The following is a 4872-nucleotide window of genomic DNA, read 5'->3' on the forward strand; positions in this document are numbered from 1 at the left end:
AGGACGAGGGACGTCGAGGTGTAGTTGGCGGGGCGTTCTCTCCTCCTCCCCCCCCCCCCCCCCCCCCCCCCCCCCCCCCCCCCCCCCCCCCCCCCCCCCCCCCCCCCCCCCCCCCCCCCCGACCCTCGGGACACGGATCGCTTCCAGGACGGGTTCCAGGCGGGTGCAGTCGGTGCTGCGGAAAACGCGTGTACAGGGTCTGCCACGAGCCGTAGCGCTCCGGGACGTCCCGCCGGGACGTGCCGGTCCGCAGCCTCCTCACGATCCCGTTCAGCACCACCCGGTCGTCCGACCGTGGTCGGCCCGCCGCCCCGAAGCGGGAAGGAACCGCGACAACACAGCCCACTCGGCATCCGAAAGCTCATGACGACGCACCACAACGGACATGACCTCTCAATCACTTGATCATCTTTGAAGGCGGACCCTAGGATCTGCGGCATGGCAACACGACTTGTGCAGATCAACATGAAGGCCCAGGACGACTCCGCGCTCGGCCGGTTCTGGGCGGAGGTACTCGGTTGGGGTCTCGACAGCGAGGGGCCCGGCGTGACCAACCTCGAACCCGTGGGCTTCGCCTACCCCGACCCCGTGGCCGTCTGCATCGACATCGTCGCCCGCCCGGAACCCAAGACGGTGAAGAACCGGGTGCACATTGATCTGGCCACCACCTCGACCGCCCATCAGGCGGAGTTGGTCGCACGCCTGAAGGACCTCGGCGCGACGCTCGCCGACGTGGGTCAGGGCGACGTCCCCTGGACGGTCATGGCCGACCCGGAGGGCAACGAGTTCTGCGTCCTGGAGCCCCGCCCGATCTACCAGGGCACCGGGCCGATCGCCGCGGTGGTGGTCGACTGCGCCGACCCACGAGCGATGGCCCGGTTCTGGGGCGAGGCGATGGACTGGAAGCTGCACGAGGTCACCGACGACCAGGCGACCATGCGCTCCGCCGAAGGCGTCGGCCCCTACCTGGAGTTCATCCGCACCCCCGACACCAAGAGCGGGTGGAACCGCGTCCACCTCGACGTCCGCCCCTACCCGGGTGACGACCCGGCAGCAGAGAAAGCTCGACTGCGCGCCCTGGGCGCCACCGACCCCGGTATCGACCAGTCGGCGATCCACTGGACGGTTCTGGCTGACCCGGAAGGCAACGAGTTCTGCCTTCTCAGCCCTCTCTGACCTTGAGCAACGGCTCCGCCCTCACCTCGCCGGGACGGGTTGGACCGGCTGGGGAGTGCGTTTGGCGGCGCGGCTGACGATGGCCGTCTCGACGTGGGTGATGCCCAGGCCGACCAGGTCGCGGGAGAGGAAGCCGTAGAGGGTCGTCAGATCCGGGAAGTACGCGGCCGCGTGCAGGTTCGAGGGTCCCGACGTCGCGAACGCGCCGTGCACCGAGGGGTGGTCGGCCAGCGCCTGCCCGGCGGCGGCCAGATGGTCGGGGGCCACGTGCAGCAGGAGTTTGGCCTCGATGGGCAGCCCGAGGCGGCGGGGATCGACCAGGACCTGGGTGATCAGACGGCCCTGGGCGGCCAGTTGGGCGAGGCGCCGGCGCACCGTGCTCTCCGGGTGGCCGGTGCGCGCGGCCAGGGCCGCCGCCGTCAGGCGCGCGTCGGGTGTGAGGGCGTCGATCAGGGACTGTTCCAGGGCGTCGGTGTCGACTCCGTACGGGCCCGGGGAACCGGAGTCGGTCGCCCCGGGGACGGGCTCGCCCGGGCCGAGCGCCGCGCGTTCGGGCGCGGTCAGCACCTGGTGGCGCCACTCGGAGGTGAGCCGGAAGACGTGCAGGATCGTGGCGCTCTCCAGGGACGTCACCGCCTGGGTGGAGGGCAGTTGGCGGAAGACCAGCGGGTCGCGTGAGCCCGGCTCGGTGCGGGCGACCGCGAAGATCTCGTCACCCGACGTGGTGACGTCGATGAAGGGGATGTCCTCGCGCGCCGCGAGCGCGGCCACGATCGTGTCGAGCTTGCCCCGCAGGACCCGGATGCGCAGGAACAGGGCCCCGGCCGAGCCTCCGTTGCGCGGTCGCGCCACCGGTGAGAACAGGCCGTCAAGGCGGAGATCTCCTTCCTGCAGAAGCATCTGGATCCCCGCGATCCCGGATGAGGCGGACCACCCGCGCCGTGGCCCCCGGAGCGGGCCGTAGCGGTGCCGGCGTCGTCACCGACCCGCACAACGACCCGCAGTGCGGCGGCGGTTGACGACGGTCTGGCGCCGGCGTGCAGGCAGGGGAGCAGCTCTTCGGCAGACACCGGCCGGATGTGCGGCTCGGCCACGGCGGCCCGGGCGAGGCCGGCAGGGCTTCGGCGTCGCGCCCGGCCGGCCGGGCGCGGGCGGGCACCGTCGGCGGTACGGGCGCCGCCTGACACGGCACCGGACGCGGACGGCGGCCGGCCCGGGAGGCACCGGCGGGCCTCCGGAGGGCGAGCGGCACGGAAAGTGCGCGACGCCGCCCGGCCTTGATCACCGCCCCGGCCTGGCTCGGGCGTGCCGGGATCTCGTAGGGTGGCGCTGACGGATGTGGTGGCAGGCACCACGGGGCAAGGCAGTCAGACGCCGCTGGACGGCGGGGCGGGGCGGTGACCAGAGATGGCGGAGACGACGGCTGTCCCCGGCGGTCCCGATCCCGCGGCCGACGCGGGCCCCTGGGGCGCCGTGCCGCCGGGCCACCCGAGCAACCCGTACGAGGAGCACCCGCCCGGCCCGGCCGCCCTGTACGAGCCGCCTCTCCCGGCCTCGGCGCCGATTCCGGCCCAGGCGCCGGCACCCGCCCAGGCTCCGCTGCCCGCGCAGCCGTTGACCGCGCCGATGACGCCGCCGACCGGATGGACCGTCGCCGGCATGTCCGTCGTGGCCCCGCCGCCGTCGGCGACCCCGCTGCCGTTCACCGTCCCGCTCCCGGGGACCACCCCCGCCCACGGCGTCCCCGCCGGCGCGGCGGTCGGCCCGGGCGGCCCGGGCGGCCCGGGCGGCCTGGGCGGCCTCGGGGCCGCGCCACGCGGACGGCTCCTGGTCGTCGAAGGCGGCTACGGCACCTCCGGCCGCCGCACCTGGGGCCGCGGCGGACCGACCCAGGCACCCGTGCTCTCCGCGATGCTCGCCGCCGTCTCCCCGCAAGTACTGCTCGCGGCCGACGCGGTGGACGCCGTCCACCTCCCCGGCGCCAGCGACCCGCACACCGTGCTCGCCCACCTCCGCGCCGCCGCCCGCCACCCCGGACCGCTGCTCGTCCACCTCGGCGGCCACCTGCTCGCCGACAAGCGCGGCGGCCAACTGCACCTCACCCTGCGCGACTCCAAGCCCGGCAGCGTCCGGCAGGACGGCCTCGCCTGGCAGTCCATCGCCGGCGAACTGCGGCACCGGCCCGCCGAGTGGCAGACCCTCGTGATCGCGGACCTCAGCGCCGACCAGAACGCCTTGCCGTTCCTCCAGGGCACCGTCTCCCCGCTCGCCGACGGCCTCCCGCTCTGGGCGGTGGTCAGCCCCGACCCGGAGCAGATCGGCACCTTCACCCGCGCGCTGATCGAGGCCCTGCACGGCGGCCGCCCGGGGGCCGACGCCGTCCTCGCCCCCGAACAGCTCCGCCAGCAGGTGTACTCGGTGCTGCGCCCGGACGTCGTCATCCTCGCCACGCACGCGCCGAACCGCCCGTTCTTCCGCAACACCGCCCGCCGCACGGACGGCCCGGCCGTGGACACCGCCGCCTACGAGGGCCAGCGCCCGGCCGCCGTGCTGCCGCGCCCGCCGGCCCCGCACGACGACGTTCCGCGCGATGCCGTTCCGCGCGATGCCGTCCCGCGGGACGCGGTTCCGCGCGATGCCGTCCCCGTTGTCCCGAGGCCCGCCGTCACGCTGGACAAGCCCGCCGCGGCCGCGTTCGCGGGGTCCGCGCCCGCCGCCGTGCCCGTGCCCGTGCCTCCGTCCGACGGCCCGGTGAACCTGTTCAAGCCCGGCGTCCCGCCCACACCTCCGCCCGCGCCCCACCCCGTGAACCTGCTCAAGGCCTACGCCTGGCGGCCCACCTCGGACGGCGTCGTCACCCTCGACAAGGGCACCCCGGTGGACGAGGGCACCTCGGTGGACGAGGTCGCCCCGGTGGACGAGGTCGCCGAGGCCGTCATCCTTGAGGACGCGGTGCCGGCGGCCCCGGCTGGTCCTGCTCCGGCTCCGGCTGCTGCCGCCGGTCCTGCTCCCGCCGGTCCTGCTCCCGCCGGTCCTGCTCCCGCCGGTCCTGCTCCCGCCGGTCCTGCTCCCGTCGAGGCTGCGCCGACCGAGCCGGAGGCTGCCGGCCCCGACGCCTCCCTGCCCCGCGCGGACTACCGCGAGGTGATCGGCCGGATCGTCCGCAGCGCCGACGCCGGGGACCACGGCGCCGCCACCGACCTCGCCTTCGCCCTCGAGCTGGAGGCGATCGCCGAACACGGCGCCGTCTCCGAACCGGTCCTCCAGGTCCGCCAGGTCCGTGCCCACGTGTGCCGCCTGGCCGGAAAGACGATCGAGGCGGCCGACATCTACCGTGAGGTGGCGCTGTCCCTCCTCCGGTCCCAGGGCGCGGAGCACCCGGAGACCCAACAGGCCGCCACCAACGCGGAAGCCTGCTGGCGGGCGATCCCGGACCGCGCGGCGGCCCTCCGCATCGCCCCCGAGATCATCGAACTGCGCGCCTACCTCCCCGGCCCCGACGGCCGCAAACTCCGCGCCGCCGAACGCCACCTCGCCCATCTGGCGGCCACCGACCCCGCCTGACCCCCGCGCACAGGAAGTCGGCCCGGCCGACCTCCCTTTTTCTGGGCGGGTCGGAACTCCCGAGGGGGGGGGGGGGGTGTTCTTGTCCCCCCTCCCTCACACGGTTGTTGTCCCGTTCACCCTCAGGGCGCG

4 protein-coding genes are annotated in these 4872 nt (G+C 74.9%); 2 read left to right on the forward strand and 2 right to left on the reverse strand.

Annotated features, from left to right (window positions below):
• Window positions 1–346 (reverse strand): transposase (locus ACZ6NC_RS36295; protein WP_465738149.1); only part of this gene is annotated, 346 nt, incomplete at its 3' end.
• Between the two features lie 92 nt (window positions 347–438).
• Between ACZ6NC_RS36295 and ACZ6NC_RS36300 the strand changes: the two genes are divergently transcribed.
• Entirely contained in the window at window positions 439–1176 is a 738-nt protein-coding gene (locus tag ACZ6NC_RS36300; RefSeq protein WP_465738145.1) for a VOC family protein, read from the forward strand.
• Window positions 1177–1197: 21 nt separating this feature from the next.
• On the opposite strand, the gene ACZ6NC_RS36305 is transcribed toward ACZ6NC_RS36300, so the two are convergent.
• Window positions 1198–2076: an Lrp/AsnC family transcriptional regulator gene (locus ACZ6NC_RS36305; protein WP_465738146.1), complete on the reverse strand. Its 879-nt coding sequence runs from the start codon at window positions 2074–2076 to the stop codon at window positions 1198–1200.
• A 507-nt stretch (window positions 2077–2583) separates the two neighbouring features.
• Here ACZ6NC_RS36305 and ACZ6NC_RS36310 point away from each other — a divergent pair.
• Window positions 2584–4740, forward strand: coding sequence for a hypothetical protein (locus ACZ6NC_RS36310; RefSeq protein ID WP_465738147.1), 2157 nt, complete (start codon window positions 2584–2586; stop codon window positions 4738–4740).
• Window positions 4741–4872: the final 132 nt, after the last annotated feature.

This window comes from Kitasatospora sp. NPDC041988 (genome assembly GCF_055588525.1).

What these genes read in the sequence shown, in the direction of transcription:
- ACZ6NC_RS36300 (WP_465738145.1), top strand. Translation starts at nt 439, where the DNA reads ATGGCAACACGACTTGTGCAGATCAACATGAAGGCCCAGGACGACTCC.
- ACZ6NC_RS36305 (WP_465738146.1), bottom strand. Translation starts at nt 2,076, where the DNA reads ATGCTTCTGCAGGAAGGAGATCTCCGCCTTGACGGCCTGTTCTCACCG.
- ACZ6NC_RS36310 (WP_465738147.1), top strand. Translation starts at nt 2,584, where the DNA reads ATGGCGGAGACGACGGCTGTCCCCGGCGGTCCCGATCCCGCGGCCGAC.